The 14,503-nt window shown below is 39.1% G+C and carries 11 protein-coding genes; 7 read left to right on the top strand and 4 right to left on the bottom strand.

Annotated elements, in window-relative coordinates; translation table 11 throughout:
- Positions 1 to 19: 19 nt before the first annotated feature.
- Together HUW48_RS10085 and HUW48_RS10090 are read right to left on the bottom strand one after the other, a co-directional pair.
- The gene (locus HUW48_RS10085) at positions 20 to 1,408 is read right to left on the bottom strand and encodes a TolC family protein (protein ID WP_182415547.1); all 1,389 of its coding nucleotides are present in this window, start codon (positions 1,406 to 1,408) and stop codon (positions 20 to 22) included.
- 414 nt (positions 1,409 to 1,822) lie between these two features.
- Positions 1,823 to 2,749: a Nif3-like dinuclear metal center hexameric protein gene (locus HUW48_RS10090; RefSeq protein WP_182415548.1), complete on the bottom strand. Its 927-nt coding sequence runs from the start codon at positions 2,747 to 2,749 to the stop codon at positions 1,823 to 1,825.
- Between the two features lie 237 nt (positions 2,750 to 2,986).
- On the opposite strand from HUW48_RS10090, the gene HUW48_RS27265 reads away from it, so the two are divergent.
- Positions 2,987 to 3,115 (top strand): hypothetical protein, encoded by a 129-nt coding sequence (locus HUW48_RS27265; RefSeq protein ID WP_262891506.1) that lies wholly within the window; start codon positions 2,987 to 2,989, stop codon positions 3,113 to 3,115.
- A 595-nt stretch (positions 3,116 to 3,710) separates the two neighbouring features.
- Here the strand turns inward: HUW48_RS27265 and HUW48_RS10095 are convergent.
- A complete protein-coding gene (locus HUW48_RS10095; RefSeq protein ID WP_182415549.1) occupies positions 3,711 to 5,555 on the bottom strand; it encodes a malectin domain-containing carbohydrate-binding protein in 1,845 nt (614 codons plus the stop codon).
- A 980-nt stretch (positions 5,556 to 6,535) separates the two neighbouring features.
- On the opposite strand from HUW48_RS10095, the gene HUW48_RS10100 reads away from it, so the two are divergent.
- Complete coding sequence (locus tag HUW48_RS10100; protein ID WP_182415550.1) at positions 6,536 to 9,886, top strand: glycosyl hydrolase; 3,351 nt, start codon at positions 6,536 to 6,538, stop codon at positions 9,884 to 9,886.
- Between the two features lie 148 nt (positions 9,887 to 10,034).
- On the opposite strand, the gene HUW48_RS10105 is transcribed toward HUW48_RS10100, so the two are convergent.
- The gene (locus tag HUW48_RS10105) at positions 10,035 to 11,114 is read right to left on the bottom strand and encodes a PAS domain-containing sensor histidine kinase (RefSeq protein WP_182415551.1); all 1,080 of its coding nucleotides are present in this window, start codon (positions 11,112 to 11,114) and stop codon (positions 10,035 to 10,037) included.
- Between the two features lie 446 nt (positions 11,115 to 11,560).
- On the opposite strand from HUW48_RS10105, the gene HUW48_RS10110 reads away from it, so the two are divergent.
- The 5 genes from HUW48_RS10110 to HUW48_RS10130 all read left to right on the top strand — a co-directional run bounded on the left by HUW48_RS10110 (position 11,561) and on the right by HUW48_RS10130 (position 13,908).
- Positions 11,561 to 11,752: a cold-shock protein gene (locus HUW48_RS10110; protein WP_182415552.1), complete on the top strand. Its 192-nt coding sequence runs from the start codon at positions 11,561 to 11,563 to the stop codon at positions 11,750 to 11,752.
- Positions 11,753 to 11,890: 138 nt separating this feature from the next.
- On the top strand, positions 11,891 to 12,115 hold the full coding sequence (locus HUW48_RS10115) for a hypothetical protein (protein WP_182415553.1): 225 nt from the start codon (positions 11,891 to 11,893) through the stop codon (positions 12,113 to 12,115).
- A gap of 108 nt (positions 12,116 to 12,223) precedes the next feature.
- A complete protein-coding gene (locus HUW48_RS10120; protein ID WP_182415554.1) occupies positions 12,224 to 12,784 on the top strand; it encodes a hypothetical protein in 561 nt (186 codons plus the stop codon).
- Positions 12,785 to 12,964: 180 nt separating this feature from the next.
- Entirely contained in the window at positions 12,965 to 13,225 is a 261-nt protein-coding gene (locus HUW48_RS10125) for a hypothetical protein (RefSeq protein WP_182415555.1), read from the top strand.
- Positions 13,226 to 13,716: 491 nt separating this feature from the next.
- Entirely contained in the window at positions 13,717 to 13,908 is a 192-nt protein-coding gene (locus tag HUW48_RS10130; RefSeq protein ID WP_182415556.1) for a hypothetical protein, read from the top strand.
- The last annotated feature ends 595 nt before the right edge of the window (positions 13,909 to 14,503 follow it).

The raw sequence follows: 14,503 nt of genomic DNA on the forward strand, positions 1-14,503 counted from the left end.
ACTTCTTATTTAAAATTTACTAAAATTGATTTAAAAACAAGTTTATATCCCCGTTGGCCGCTGCTTTTAACAATAAGGCCTGCCATACATTGTTATTAGAAATATCCCGGTCAGTTTCTGCCCGGTTAAGTGTGTACAATGCTTGGGTAATATCAACAATAGTAGTAAGACCATTTTTGTACAATACCGATTTTTGCAGATAGGCATCTTGGGCGGCTTTTAATTGCACCGGCGCTTCGCGGGTATTATTAAGGGCATTTACTATTTTTTGTTCGGCCAGTGCTTGCTGCGCCTGAATTTGTTGGTTAACCACCTCTAATTCGTTTTGCAACGCGCGCGATGTCCAGGCTTGGGCAGTAACTTGTTGCCGCACCCGTAAAGGGCTGATTATATTCCAGGTTACTCCTACACCGATCAGGTAATTACTGCGGGTTGGCCGGATACCATTCCAATAATTTGGAGTGTAAGCGTCCGGATGAAGCTCATTATACGTAGTTTCAAAACCCGACGCCCTGCTCTGCATTACCCCGCTAACAGAAAAAACCGGATATTTAAACCGATCTAAATATTTTTCCTGCTCCTGACTTACCCGGATCCGGCTCTGGTAAAACTTTAAAATGGGATGTTCTTCAATAGCCGGAGCAGAAGCGTTTAAGGAAGCCGGAATCTGGTTAACAAAAAGCGTATCGAGTAAAAAACTTTGCTGAGGCAGGCCCATTAAGCGGCCTAGTTGGTTGGCTTGTTCCTGCTCGTAATCAAGAGCATTGGTGAGGGCTATTTTAGCGCTGGACACTTCCGCATTCGCCAACGAAGAATCTACTCCGGGATTTAAGCCGTTTTTGGCCCGTACCACCACTACGTTTTTCAGGGCAGTGGCTCGTACCAGGTTTTTTTGTTGCGATAACATTAACCGTTGAGCAGCCAATAAATTTAAATAAGCGCCGGCTACCCGTACCTGGTGCTGAAAAATCTCCTGTTGCAGATCATTCGATTCGCGCTGTACTTGCTCCTGCGCTACTCGAATTCTTTCGTGTACCCGACCAAAAGTAAAAAAATCCCAGTTTACGTTGGCCAGATATAAAGCGCCAAAAGCAGCATTCCAGTTTTGGCTTGGAAAAGGAGGACCGCCAGAAGCAGCATTTAAGCCGCCACTAGCTATTAAAGGCCCAAACTGACCATTTACCGTACCGTAAGCCTGCTGCGCGGCTAAGCTTACATTGGGTAAATAATCGAATGAACTAACTTTAACCGAAGCCTGAGAAGCTTTTAAGTAATTGGTTTTAGCCTGAATGGTACCGTAATGAGTTACGGCGGTTTGGATTGCCTCCGGTAACGTTAACCGCTGGCTATTTGCCCGAAACCCCACCAATAAAAACAAAAAAAGATAAACCAAGTAATGTTTGTGCATGAATAGAAAAAGACTTCTTAATGGCAAGCTTACATTAGTGACGTTACAATCCTTTTTTACTTCGGAAGAATGAATTCAATTTTATTTAGGAAAGTCCTTAAAAATTATTTCCGTGCTCCCGCTTTGTTAAAAAAAAAGTTTTACCCTTACGCATTGATTGCCTTCTTATAAATGAAAAATTTACTAATTTAATCGATTAAGCTAAATAAGCTTTCCCATCTGCAAATGAAGTTTATTTAAAATTGTTTAAAAACAAATTTTAAATCATTATTTACGATTTTCAAACTTTTTTTAATGCAAAACTAAATTTGCTTTTAAAACCAGATAATAGGAAAGTAAGAATCAGGATAAGCTAAAGTATTTCTTATCCCATTAGGAAGTTTTTTGACTTGGGGGAAAATGAATTACCTAGACTTATAAAAATACAAAAGGGCTCTTAGAAGCAATATGCGTAATTTTGATGCCCGCAATTTTAGGCTGCAACCACTTTGCCGCGTACTCCATTCCGGCTTCTTCGCTAACGGCGTGGCTCAGCACCAGTAACGATGTTTTCTGCCCCATCAGTAAACCATCTCTTACTCGTTCTACCGTTTCCCATTCTCGGGTTTCACCGCTTAAAATTAAATCAGGCTTGTATTCCTGAATGGCTGCTATTTGTCTTTTGCTATCCATATACCCAAATGCCAGGTAAATAGTACTGCAATTCTGGGTTAAATTACCTACCACCCGAACAGAAGATATGCCTAATTTATTTTTGACTAAGGCCGCAATGTTTTTAATGGTCATGGGTTTAGGTAAAGTTAGTATTCTGGGATTGTTTGCATCATAGTATTTTTCCCAACCCAACTTAATTAAGTTGCCCATAATAATGCCATCGGGTTTATGCCCGTGCCAGTAATCATGGAAGCGCCAAATAGCAATTTTGTGTTTATTTAGTAAATCTACTTTGTATTTATAAGCATCGTCTTGTTGTAGCCAATCCACTTCGTCCTGGTTATTGTAAAAAGGAGTTTCGTGCGCTATAATAAAATTAGCCCCTGCTTTAATCGTTTTCTGAATAACTTCCAAAGTCGGGAACATGGTGGTCACAATTCCGGTAACTTCCTGATCCATACTGCCCGATCTTAATTGGTCTACGGTTGTAGCCAGAGGAGCATTGGGCATCTCTTTTAAAATTATATCAATAATTTGTTTTACCGAAGATGCTGTTTGTGTTGGATTCCCCTTTTCGGCCAGACTTACGCCCGGCAAGGCCAATACCAGAGAGGTACCTGCTAATTTAGAGACGAAAGTTAAAAATTTTCTTCTTCCCGTACGGGTACCATAATTATTTTTCTTCATGGAAATTTATTCTTTTGGTAATGCCTAATTAAAAACAGAAATGTAAAAAGTTTTGCTTAACGAAGCAGGTAATATGCCTTTGATTTTAGAATACAACTTTGCCTAATGTTAGAAATTGTTTACTTAAAAGTAAAACTTATAATATCAAATCTTATCAAATAGCTATATAGATTTTGCTTGCTGGTAAGCGTTTTCTGTGGAGCCTTTTCAAGGCTCCATGTACTGGTGCTAACTTGTTTGATATTTCAAGTTTGCCTCCTGGCCGGCGGGCCTCGTTTGGCTCTCTCGGGCAGTTTAGCGAACCTTGGCTCACTCCGTTGCGCCATGCTGCTCTGCAGCACCGGAACGCTAAAAGGCCCTCCATAGCCAAACTGGTGTCTTTGCTCTTAGCTACTGCTTTTCTTCCACCTCTTGTATAATTAACTTGTATCATTAAGGAGAAGGAAAATAGTTTTTATGATTGATAATAAATTCAAGATTAACGGAATTAAACTTCCTGGTTCTGCTTCCCCTCTTAGCAATTCCTGATAAAATCAGTTTAAAACAACCTAATAATACTAAAAAAAGATAAGCCAGCGCTAAGAGAAACAGTCACCCGTTTGGCTGTGGAGCACCTGCTAGACTTCCGGTGCGAAGCATTCCGCAGACGCAGTCGAGGAAAGGAAGCCTAGCGAGGGCGGAAGAGCCAAATGGGGCCCGCCGGCCACGAGGCAAAACTTAGGCTTGTCAAACAAGTTAGCACCAGTACCTGGAGACTTGGAAAGGCTCTAAAGAACAACATCAAAGTCTGCTATAAAAACTACTTAATGCTATTGAATATAGGTACTTGTCCCGGAAATATTTTAAGATATACGAAGTACAAGGCTTATTTTTACGAAATCCGGAGAGAATATAAAAAGAAAAAGGAGACTCATGCTTTGAACCTCCTTTTTATATAAATGTAATTTTAATCGATTCTGGTTTATTCTTTCATTATTCTGGTTTGCGCTTTACCAGACGGAGATTGAGCTTTTATAATATACATACCTGGGTTTATGGTTGCTTGTAATGGAAATGCTACGGTAGCGTCCCCTTGGGCGTTAGTAACAACCGAGGTAGATTGAAGAGTTTGGCCTAGCATATCAATTAACCAAACGGAAACCTGTTCTTCCTGGGCAAAATGATGTAGTTCTACTGAAAATTTAGCGTTCGTTTTAATGGGATTCGGGTAAACTACTATTTGCTGGGATAAATTCTGGTCAGTGATTTCAGATACTTCGGCAACGGAGGTACTGGAAGCGGTTTGAACCGGCACGCCTTTATAGTTTATCTTAGATCGAATACCACCGGTGTAGTAAATAATGCCATTTATTACAGCCGCAACCCCCGTAGACTTTTTAACCGGTAAGGGAGTTAACTCCTGCCAAGTATTAGTTGCCGGCTTATAAGCCGACACTAAAGCGCTGCTTACATTGTAAGAAGTCTGTCCGCCTAATACTAAAATCCGGTTATTATAAACTACCACCGACGATGAAATATGATCCCGGCCAGTTGGCATATCTGCTCCTTTCGTCCAGGAGTTGGTAGCAGGATTATAGATCTGAACGGTTTTCTGGGCTACCGTTGCATCATTTTGACCATGGGCTCCCCCGATGTAATAAATTTTACCTCCGTATACAACGGAACCCCCATGGTTAGTAGCATTGGGTAAAGAGGCTAGTGTTTTCCAACCGGCCGAAAGATTGTTCAAATCTAACGTATAATGCACCGATACATCGGCCCGGGATTTGTTGGCTCCTCCCAAATAATGAAGTCTGCCATTCAGGTATTTTAATTGCCCGGCCGCTAATTCGGCGGGTAAGTTGGGTAAAGCAGTATAATTATTATTAGCTACATTGTACCGCCAAACTTGCCTGGTGCCAAAAACTTGTCCGGTACCAGTTGAATTAGATGGGTAACCACCCGCAAAAAAGATATTAGTACCATCCGTAGCCGTACCAACGTGGGTAATACCACCAAAATTAGTGCCTTTAGGTGTATGCGGTAAATCGGCAATCGCTTTCCAGGTATTGGTTTTGGGATCATAGCAGAAAGCCCGTTTAGTAGGAGTAAATGTAGATTTAGTAACATCGTAACCTCCAAAAATATACAGTTTGCCATTAACCGTTTCGCCGTGAACTTCGTGGGTACCATAAGGCTGACTGGCCGCCGTTCCCCAGGTAATACGAGTAAAATCCGTACTTGTAGTGGTAACTTTTACTATTTCGAGTCCTGAAATTTGAGGGCGATTTACGCCGCCATCGCTCGCCAATGCGCTGAAATAAAGGTTTAATGTACCATCAGAAACATTTATGGTAAAAGTTTCATTGGTAGCAGTAAAAGCGCCTACTCTACGTACAGCATCATAATTATCTAATACCTTGGTTTTTTCTGCCGTTACGTCAAATACCCGTTGCCCTACCTTGGTCCAGTATATTTCAGCTAAAAAAAGTTTTACCCGGTATTGTCCGTTGCTCACCGGCAAGTTATAGTTGAAAGTACCATTGTTAGTGTTGGAGCCACGCTGCGTTCGGTACATTACATCATCATTGGTATTGGCAATAGCTTTGGTGGTGGAGGTAATATAACCCGGACTCGGGGAGTAATATTTGTCGGCTGCGAAAGTGCCTACAGAACTACTGGTACTACTGCCACCAGCGTTAATGCGGTAAACTAATTCATCAGCACGTACCGGAAGGTTAAGAAACAAGCAAATAGCAGATACAACTAACCATTTTAGATATCCAGCATTTGCAACTACTGAAAGGTAAGAGTAAATTTTAAGCATAATCGTAAGCAGTAAAAAAATATTAATTGATTTGATTATTAATATTTTACAATAAATTATTTCTAAAATAAAAGTTTTTTGAAACAATGCACAAAAAAGCTGCCAATACTTACCAAAACAAGAACTAACAACTCATAAAAAATAAGAATTTTAAAACCTTACATAATCCTGACACACCCGAGGTAAAAGCACTACGTAATTAGCAATTTTTATAATAATTACTTGCTTTTAGCTCTCAACAAATGAAGCAGATTAAAATAGAAGGAATCCATTAAATTTCAATTATTTACCTTACTTCTTTCCTGAATATAGCCTTTATACAATCCATTTTCACCGAATAGCGGATTAAGGCTTTAATCAAAAAATATAGTTTTATACGTAATACAGATAAAAACTATCATTAAATTAATAAAAATTTTTATTAAAAAGGTATGATCTTAATTTTCAATTAATTCTAATATTTTTTGCTTAATAGTTCCTGTCTCAAATTAATTCATTCAGCCTTTTTAGTAAATTCTTTAGCGATATTCCCATAAATCTTCATTCAGATAAAAATATTTTTTTTTCAACTGTAGAAATCAATGATTGAAGATTTAGCATAAAAAAGTTTATTCTGTTGTAATGTGTAAAAATTACGCACCTATTAGGATAAACTTATTTAATTTCACCTTTTATTACTAAGGCGTCTTTCAGCACAGTACAGGATACTTACTTTTCTGATCTTCATCAAATTAGAATTAAGATTAAGGAGCCAAGCAAGAACCAAATGCTAAAATTTCTACGGTTCAGGCACTTGATTTAGGTTGTCAGTTCAATTTTACAAATTAGTTATAAGGGTAAAAGCAAGAAGTAAGGAGTGATTAGCAGCTCGTAATTCTTGTACCTATTTGTAATTATTTGGTAAAAACAGTACCTGCTTTTAATGTGCTTATTTTTTCAAAGATTACCTGATTTAATAATTCCAACCATATTATTCTATAATGAAAGCAATTTTTACTATCGCTACGGCTTTGTTTTTATTCACTGCTTCTCTGGCTCAAACCACGCAGCCAGAGAAAGATAAATTGTATGCTGGGTTTATGAGTCCAGCCAATGCGGCCAAGCCGCGCGTTTGGTGGCATTGGATGAACGGTAATATTACCAAAGAAGGAATACAAAAAGATTTAGAGTGGATGAACCGCAGCGGTATTGGCGGTTTCCAGAATTTTGATGCCAGTTTATTTACTCCGTTGGTGGTACCCAAAAAGCTGGTTTTTATGACGCCCGAATGGAAAGAAGCCTTTAAATATACCACTGATTTAGCGCAGAAATTACAACTAGAAATGGCTATTGCTGGGTCACCAGGTTGGAGCGTAACGGGCGGACCTTGGGTAGAACCTCAGGATGGCATGAAAAAATACGTCTGGACGGAAACCCGGGTACAAGGAGGCAAACCTTTTTCAGGTAAATTACCCCAACCTTCCTCTGCTACCGGTCCTTTTCAGCAAGTAAAAATGGGTAATTCTACGATGTTGGGCGGGTCTACCAAGCCTTTGCCAACTTATTATCAGGATGCATTGGTAATTGCCTATCGATTACCGGAAAATGATAAAACATTCGTTAATTTTAAGCCAAAAGTAAGTTCCAGCGGCGGCACTTTTAACCTAACTGACCTGACGGATGGAAATCTTACTAATTCCAGCTTTTTACCTCCTGCCGAAGTAGGTCAAGATATGTGGATTCAATATGCTTTCGACAAGCCGCAAACTTTTAAAGCTTTTACTATTGCCGGAGCCAGCCAAACTGCTTTGCAGGAATTTAATGGCGGACCAGAGAACCGGGCGTTGAAAGTAAGTAATGATGGCGTAAACTTCCAAGAAGTAGCAACCATCCCTGGTAGCATTGTTCCGCAAAATACGTTAAGCATTCCGTCTATAACTGCTAAATATTTCCGTTTTACTTTTAAAACCTTACCACCCCAGGTAAATATGTTTGCTGCCATGGCCGGTGGTAAAGTAGAACCACCTAAAACGGAAGGAGTAAATGTAGCTGAAATAGTGCTGCACAATACCGACCGGATTCATCTTTTTGAGGACAAAGCCGGTTTTACTCCCTGGAAGGAAACTACCTTAGTGGCTTCTGCTAAAGCCGATGTTATTACCCCGGAGAATGTATTGGACTTAACCTCGAAAATGAAAGCGGATGGCTCTTTGGATTGGAAAGCGCCAGCCGGAATTTGGACTGTTATCCGACTAGGATATTCTTTAACGGGTCGTCAGAATCACCCGGCTTCGCCCGAAGCTACCGGATTAGAAGTAGATAAACTGGACAAGGGAGCGGTTACGAAATACATAAACACTTACCTGGATATGTATAAAGATGCCACCGGCGGCCAGATGGGAGCCAAAGGATTGCAATTTATGGTTCTGGACAGCTACGAAGCCGGCCACATGACCTGGACGAAAGCCTTACCGGAAGAATTTGCTAAGCGCCGGGGCTATGACCTTAAACCTTGGATTCCTGTTTTAACTGGCCGAATAGTGAAAAGTACAGAAGACAGCGAAAAGTTTTTGTGGGATTTCAGAAAAACTATTGGGGAATTAATAACCGAAAACCATTATGATGCCATTGGAGAAGCCTTGCACCAGCGCGGCATGAAACGCTACACCGAATCGCACGAAAACAAGCGGATTTACCTGGCCGATGGCATGGATGTGAAACGCAACGCCGATATACCTATGTCGGCCATGTGGACGCCTGGTAGTTTAGCGGGTGGGGGCGAGGAAGAAGTAAGAAGCAAAGCCGACATCCGGGAATCTGCATCGGTGGCCCATATCTACGGTAAAGAATATGTAGCCGCCGAATCCATGACTTCTGTGGGGAATGCTTTTTCTTTTCATCCGGAAAAATTGAAACGAACTGCGGATATGGAAATGGCTTCCGGCTTAAACCGTTTTGTGATTCACACTTCGGTGCATCAGCCCTTAGATGATAAAAAACCGGGCTTTTCTCTAGGACCATTTGGTCAGTATTTTAACCGTCAGGAAACCTGGGCCGAACAAGCAAAAGCCTGGACGGATTACTTGGGCCGGAGTTGTTATTTGTTGCAGCAAGGTAAGCCGGTGGTAGATGTGCTGTATTATTACGGAGAGAATTATAATATTACTTCTGCCTATGCTAATAAATTACCTGGTTTTCCTAGCTACGAGTACGATTTTGTAAATGCTACTGCTCTGTTGAATGTACTAAACGTAAAAAACGGCAAAATTGTAACTCCCAGCGGAATGGCTTACAGCGTATTGGTGCTGGATGAAAGTGCCAGGCAAATGACTTTGCCCGTCCTGAAAAAACTGGCTATTTTAGTTAAAGCAGGAGCGAAAGTTACCGGAGTTAAACCCGAAAAATCACCCAGCCTAGCAGATGATCCGGCCGCTTTTACTGCTTTAGTAAATGAAATCTGGAGTAATCCGAATGTATCGGCTAACAAGTCCGTAGTAGATGTGCTTAAATCTGTAAGCGTGCCGGAAGATGTAATAGTAAATAATGCAAAAGCCGAAGTGTTGTATGTGCACCGTAATACTGGCGATAGCGATTTATACTGGCTAAATAGCCGCAGCGAGGACCCGAATAGTGCCGAAATTAGTTTCCGGGTAACAGGCAAAGTGCCGGAATTATGGCACCCGCAAACCGGAAAGGTGGAAAAAGTTTCTTACCAGATAAAAGACGGGCGTACCATTGTGCCGCTGCAGTTTGAATCCTGGGATGCCTATTTTATTGTTTTCCGCGAAAATACAGGAATAACTTCCTTTACGAAGCCAAAAACTTTCGAATCGGAAGTTGCGCAGATTGGTGGCACCTGGAACGTTCGTTTTCAGGAAGACAGAGGCGCTCCCCAAAGTGTCAGTTTTCCTCAATTAAGCTGCTGGTCGGAGAATCCGGACGCCGGTATTAAGTATTTTTCGGGCACTGCTACTTATACCAACAACTTTAACCTGACGAAACTAGATAAAAAAGCTCGTTACGTAATGGATTTAGGCGAAGTAAAAAACATTGCCGAAGTAGTTGTAAATGGGAAGAATGTGGGTACCGTCTGGAAAAAGCCATTCAAGTTAGAAATAACTGATGGTTTGAAAAAAGGAAAAAATAGCGTGGAGATAAAAGTAACCAACCTGTGGGTAAACCGACTAATTGGAGATGCGCAACCAGGAGTAACCAACAAAATTACTTTTACAACTATGCCTTTCTACCAAGCCGATGCAAAGTTATTGCCTTCCGGATTGATGGGACCGGTGAAAGTAATTGCTACCAGTAATCAATCCGTGGACTCTAAACAATCTACTTCCTCAAAGTAAGCCTAACTAAAAATAAGAATTACCTTTCTAAAGAATTTAAATGCTTCAGAAAGGTATTTTCTATAAAATTTAATCTTATAGAAGAACGAAAAAAAATTGATGATATACCTGGAATATTTGCCATTTAGTAAATATCCGAATCCGGAGATTAAGTAAGGAGAGGAAAAGTAAGGTAAAACGTGGTACCTTGATTTTCTTCGCTTTTCACTTCTATTTTGCCGCCTTGTAGCTCTACCAGGTCCTTAATAATGGATAAGCCAATACCATTTGATTTTTCGCCGTTCAAACCTAGGCGCCGGGCTTTAGAGTTATACTTATCAAATAAATAAGGTTGCAATTCCACCGGAATACCTATTCCGGTATCTGCATGAGTTAACAGTAAGTTGGCCCCTTCCGAAACCAGGGATATCGTTATTTCTCCTTTCGGTGGGGTATACTTAATGGAATTCGTAATCAGGTTATTGATGATTTGCGTAAATTTTACCTCATCCAACTCCACCATAATTTTTTCTTCCGGAGATTCAATGTGAATGGGTATTTTTACCACCTGGGACTTGATAAAAGTAGATGCCGTTTGTCGCACCTTATTTACAACATCAAATCGATTGCGCCTTACCGGTGTACTCACCGAATGAATATGTTCGTCTAATAGTACTTCATGAATAAGCTGGGTGCAATCATGGTAAGCCTTATTAATAATTTGGGTATAGTTGGTCAGTTCTTCATACCGGTGCTCGGCATGGTCGGCATCTAGTAAAGAGGCCACGCTTTTCATAATAGCTAATGGGCCTTGTAAATCGTGGGCCACAATGTGCAAGGTATTATTCTTTTTGCGGCTAAACTCCATCAAATATTCGCGATACTGGGCTTGTAAAGTAACATCTTCGGCTTGGCCCATCAGGTGGGTTATCACGTGGTTATCATCCAGAATAGGCTGGGCTTCTACTTTAACTTGTTTCTGCTGGTTTTCTGGTAGCGAAATATTAAATTCAATTTCAATAGAAATACCCTGGCGTACTTTCTCATATCTTAAAGTAACTGCTTCCTGATCATCCTGATCAATAGCCGTGATTAGCTGCTTAGGATCATGTAAAACCTGCTCGCGTTTTATTCCCCAAAGAGTTGTTAAAGAAGGGCTTAAATAATCAAAATGGCCAGTGGCCATATTAAAGAGGAACAGAACTTTTTTACTGGATTGACTCCATTGATCAAAAATGGTAGCTAGCATGTAGAATTAGATAAAGTAATAACTCCTAAAGAGAACGTTTGATAATAAAACATTTTACCGCTTCATTATTTAGGAAAATTAGACATAATTCTTCTGAAAGAAAACATAAAGTAATAAGTTGATACTTTTAAGACTTACATTACAGGCTTTCTAATAGAGAAAAAACTGCTTACGAAGAAAAATGTTTAAATAAATTTTTACGGTTTTAGGAAGAAAAATAAATTAAATTAGTAATTATTATTCATTAAGCCCATGACCTGTTTTTTCTTATTTATCCGAGCGCAAATATCAAAGGCTTAATTATTTACCTCGACTAACGTTTCACTATATTCTTCGCGGTTTTTACTTTTTTATTCTGAATTGAAAAATATTTATTTGATTTTGTAAAAAATAAAGGAACCTATCTTGCTTTAAAAATGTGGTACTTGTATAAATAACAATATCACATGAATAACGGAACAGTAAAATTCTTTAATGACCTGAAAGGGTTCGGGTTTATCAAAGAAGCAAATTCAGATCAAGATTACTTTGTCCATGTATCTGGCTTGTTGCAAGATATCAGAGAAAATGACCAGGTAACTTTTGACCTGCAAGAAGGAAGAAAAGGATTAAATGCAATAAACGTGAAACTCGCTTAATTGTAAATAAGATATCTGATACGAAAGCCTTACGAACAGTAAGGCTTTTTTATTATTTGTGCCTAATAGAAGTTTCTTCTTTTTTCTATCACATGCCATTAAAAATATTACTCTAACTTATTCTAAAAATTACCTAAGATGAACAGAAAATATTTAGTAGATACTACCACCAGTGAATACCTATGTGTTGCTTTAAAAAAAGGTAGAGATTGGGTGGACAATAATCAAAAGCATTTTCAAAATTTCATGGATTCTCGTCCGGAAAAGAATAAGGCTGATTTTGAATTATTAACCGGAGAATTTAACGATAATTCCTTCTTTGAAAAGTGGATCCGCAACGGTACTAATTATTTATTGCGCTAAGTCCGGGAAACAACTTTTTAGAAAGTAAAAGTTTTAGTTTTTAGTAAATCACTCGAATCGCACTTTATTAACTTCCATTTTTTTTCTTTAACTTTTTAATTTTTTGTTATGTCCAGTGAAATGATAAAAAGCCCCATGCAACTTAAATATGAGCTGGATAATACTAAAAATGAACTGGTTGCACTCTTGAATAGCTGGAAAAAGAAAAGTGCCGAATGGTCGGGCCGAATCGTAACCTTTCGGGCGGACTTAAAAGAAATAGATGCGGTGATGGCTGCCACAGAATTAAGTTATACGGCTTATTGTGCTCTAGCCAAACCTATTTTAGGGGTGATAAAGCCAAGCAGCTCTCCCTTGCAAGTTAAACAAAGTAAACGCGAAAGTTTACCGTCAGAATCAAGTGTTACTTCATCGGTTGTGCTAAACCAGATCTTATCTGTAACGCAGGCGGCGGTAGAATTGGAAAATAACCGAATAGACCGATTGAGAGACGAACATCAAACCCAATCTACTTTTATTCACCAGAAATCAAAAGAGATTTATCGTCTCCTGAACGAAGAGAAGAAAAATGTGGATAGTTATACAACTCTTTTACAATCGAAGATTCAAGGGTTGGAAGAACAATATGCTCTCCAAACCCAAACGAATGGGCTGGGTAGAGGATTATAATTTCTAGGGTATCAAATACCTTACATACTATCTATTATTTTCTGCCTTAATACAGCCGCCCAGGTATCTTAAATAAAGGCATCCGCTATCATTATTTAAACGTTATAAGATAGATACTGGCTTTAGGGCATTGACCTTCCTGAATGCAATTTATTTAGTAATTAAAGAAAAGAGCAAATTATGATAGAAGCAAAAGAAATTCCCCTGTTAGAAGATGTCAAAAAAGAAATTTTAGAATTCTGTTTACAGGCAAAAAGCCGGACCGATATTCTGGAATACATTTCTGTAGGTTGTACCTCGTTTAATTATAGCCGTTATATTGGTGCCCTACTTACGCAACGGTTTATTAAAAGTAATTTATTGGATAAACGCCATTCCCGGCAGGGTAAATTTGTAATTACCCAAAAAGGGTTGAATTACCTAAAAGCCATTGCTTATTAATAAAGAACCATTCTTTTTGTAAAGTACCGATTATTAAATACTTAATTGGTGTAGTGCAAATGGATCATGGGCGCTTCCGCCATCTAAATTATAGTTTGCTGCGCGCACCAAGGGATAGGCGCGGAGCGTAAGGAATGTGCCGTATCGCGGCTGCCCGGCTAAAAGCAACAAACACCATCCAGTACCTTAAGCATATTAATTTGATTTATTTTCCCTGCTTTCCCTGAACTACATAAGCCGGAAATAAACCATGCGCCTCACGATGGGGTTTAATAATAGCTGTTTAATCTGTGGCTTCTGAAAGAAATACTACCCGGCCTTCTTTATCGCTTTCCCAATAATAAACAATCAAAAGGCTAAGTCATGAATTAATTAAACGTAATTGCTATTAAAAAAAGTAAATTTTATCCTGATAAGAGGCTTTATGGCTACCTTATTTCTTGTCGGGGCAAGCTTTGTTTAACTATCAAATAGACTAGGGGCCGCCCGTGGTGGATAAAAAAATTAATCAGCTACGATTAACAGTTTCCCCCTATACTAATATCCAAAACGCCATTGCTGCCGGTTACAATACCGAAGTTACAGGTTACCGCCAACATATGGGCTTTTACTATATCAATGCCTCCTTGTTAGATGTTGAATTTGAAATAGATAAACCGGAGTTATTGCTGTATGCTCTCTAGGGTAACGAGTCGCTGAAGTTCGTAGCGGTAGAATATGCCATTCCTATCACCGACCTGAATAATCCGCCCCCAGTACCTTAAGGTTTCACGGCTAGTAGTGATGTTTAGGGAATTAATTCGGAATTTAATTTATGGACGCTGCCTGTCTGTGTAGGCTTGGATAATCTACATGGTATATTCGCTCCCCACAATCTTAAACTGCATTAATCTAAAGAGCTCCGGTAAGCCTTGCTCTTTTGCATACCTAATGGAGCTTTTCAAAGGTGAACCATTTCGTTCAAGCTTTTAGTATGGAAGGAATATTAAAGGAAACGCTTCTTTTAGCCAAGTCAGGTGTTATCACCTGACTTTATTTTTATTTGGTTTATCTTAGATTACTTTCCAATGCAAAAGGTAAATTGGGAGTATTAATCAGCTTATAATCAATATATTGTAAATATTATTTTATTTTAAAAGTAAAATTAACAACAAAAAAAGGTATATTGGTTTTTTTACTATTGTATATAAAGTGATTTCACCGGTAACTTCACATCAAACTTAACTTTATGTAAAATTCTTTATTTTTTTAAATTTTGGATCCAAATCATTGCTTTAT

Source organism: Adhaeribacter radiodurans (assembly GCF_014075995.1).
In the GTDB taxonomy this organism is placed as follows: Bacteria; Bacteroidota; Bacteroidia; order Cytophagales; family Hymenobacteraceae; genus Adhaeribacter; species Adhaeribacter radiodurans.

What these genes read in the sequence shown, in the direction of transcription:
- HUW48_RS10085 (WP_182415547.1), bottom strand. Translation starts at nt 1,408, where the DNA reads ATGCACAAACATTACTTGGTTTATCTTTTTTTGTTTTTATTGGTGGGG.
- HUW48_RS10090 (WP_182415548.1), bottom strand. Translation starts at nt 2,749, where the DNA reads ATGAAGAAAAATAATTATGGTACCCGTACGGGAAGAAGAAAATTTTTA.
- HUW48_RS10095 (WP_182415549.1), bottom strand. Translation starts at nt 5,555, where the DNA reads ATGCTTAAAATTTACTCTTACCTTTCAGTAGTTGCAAATGCTGGATAT.
- HUW48_RS10100 (WP_182415550.1), top strand. Translation starts at nt 6,536, where the DNA reads ATGAAAGCAATTTTTACTATCGCTACGGCTTTGTTTTTATTCACTGCT.
- HUW48_RS10105 (WP_182415551.1), bottom strand. Translation starts at nt 11,114, where the DNA reads ATGCTAGCTACCATTTTTGATCAATGGAGTCAATCCAGTAAAAAAGTT.
- HUW48_RS10110 (WP_182415552.1), top strand. Translation starts at nt 11,561, where the DNA reads ATGAATAACGGAACAGTAAAATTCTTTAATGACCTGAAAGGGTTCGGG.
- HUW48_RS10115 (WP_182415553.1), top strand. Translation starts at nt 11,891, where the DNA reads ATGAACAGAAAATATTTAGTAGATACTACCACCAGTGAATACCTATGT.
- HUW48_RS10120 (WP_182415554.1), top strand. Translation starts at nt 12,224, where the DNA reads ATGTCCAGTGAAATGATAAAAAGCCCCATGCAACTTAAATATGAGCTG.
- HUW48_RS10125 (WP_182415555.1), top strand. Translation starts at nt 12,965, where the DNA reads ATGATAGAAGCAAAAGAAATTCCCCTGTTAGAAGATGTCAAAAAAGAA.